General features: G+C 65.0%; 1 protein-coding gene. It reads left to right on the forward strand.

Annotated features, from left to right (window positions below):
* A partial coding sequence (locus PQR67_RS38155) for a condensation domain-containing protein (protein WP_408467946.1) occupies positions 1 to 1,170 on the forward strand: 1,170 nt, incomplete at both ends.

A 1,170-nucleotide genomic window follows, 5' to 3' on the forward strand; every position in this document is an offset into this window, starting at 1 on the left:
GCGGCGGTGGCGGAAACACTGGACGCTCAGGCGAATCCGGCGAGCAGGGAGACGCTGGCGGGCGAGGTGCCGCTGCTGCCGATCCAGGCCGGGTTCTTCGCACAACACGCGCCGAACCGCCATCACTGGAATCAGGCGTTGCTGCTGCAAAGCGGCGAAGCGCTGGATGAGCCGGCGCTTGAAGCGGCGCTGCATGCGCTGGTCGCGCATCACGACGCACTACGTCTGCGCTTCGAACCATCCACGAATGGAGAATGGACGCAGACGTACGCCGCATCCGAATCCGCGCAACTGCTGTGGACACGCAATGCATCGGCAAGCGGTGAGATCGAAGCGATCTGCGACGAAGCACAACAGAGCCTGAATCTCACGCACGGTCCGTTGCTGCGAGCCATGTCGATCAGACTGGCGGATGGCACGGCGCGCCTGTTGCTGGCGATTCATCACCTGGCCGTGGATGGCGTTTCATGGCGCGTGTTGCTCGAGGACCTGCAAGCGGCCTATGAACAGATCCGGTCCGGCGCCACACCCGCGTTGCCGGAGAAGACCGCGTCCTATGGTGCATGGTCGATGCGTCTGCAGGAATACGCACGCACCAAAGCGGTCCGTGAAACGCGCGACTACTGGCAGCGGATTGGCGAGACGCCCGCGGCTATCCCGCTGGATCATGAGCAGGGCGACAACACCCAGGCGAGCGCACGGCAACGCACGGTTACGCTCGATGCGGCGACGACACGCCAGTTGCTGAAGGACGCACCGTCGGCGTATCGCACGCAGGTCAACGATCTGCTGCTGGTTGCGCTGGGGCGGGCACTGTGCGGCTGGACGAAGCGCGAGGCGATCCGTATCGACGTGGAAGGGCATGGCCGCGAAGACGTATTCGACGACATCGACGTGAGCCGCACCTGCGGCTGGTTCACGACGCTGTTTCCGGTGCGGCTCGCACCGCAGGGTGAGACGGGCGAGGCCATCTGCCGGGTCAAGGAAGCGCTACGAGCGATTCCGGCACGGGGGCTGGGCTTCGGTGCACTGCGTCACTTCGGCGTTGAGGAGGATCGCGCCGCGCTGTCGGGCATCGCCCCGGCGCAGGTCGTCTTCAACTATCTGGGGCAGTTCGACAGCAGCTTCGATAGCAACGCGTCTTCAGGATGGCAGCCGGCGAGCGAATCG

Source organism: Paraburkholderia fungorum (assembly GCF_046026025.1).
Lineage (GTDB): Bacteria > Pseudomonadota > Gammaproteobacteria > Burkholderiales > Burkholderiaceae > Paraburkholderia > Paraburkholderia fungorum_E.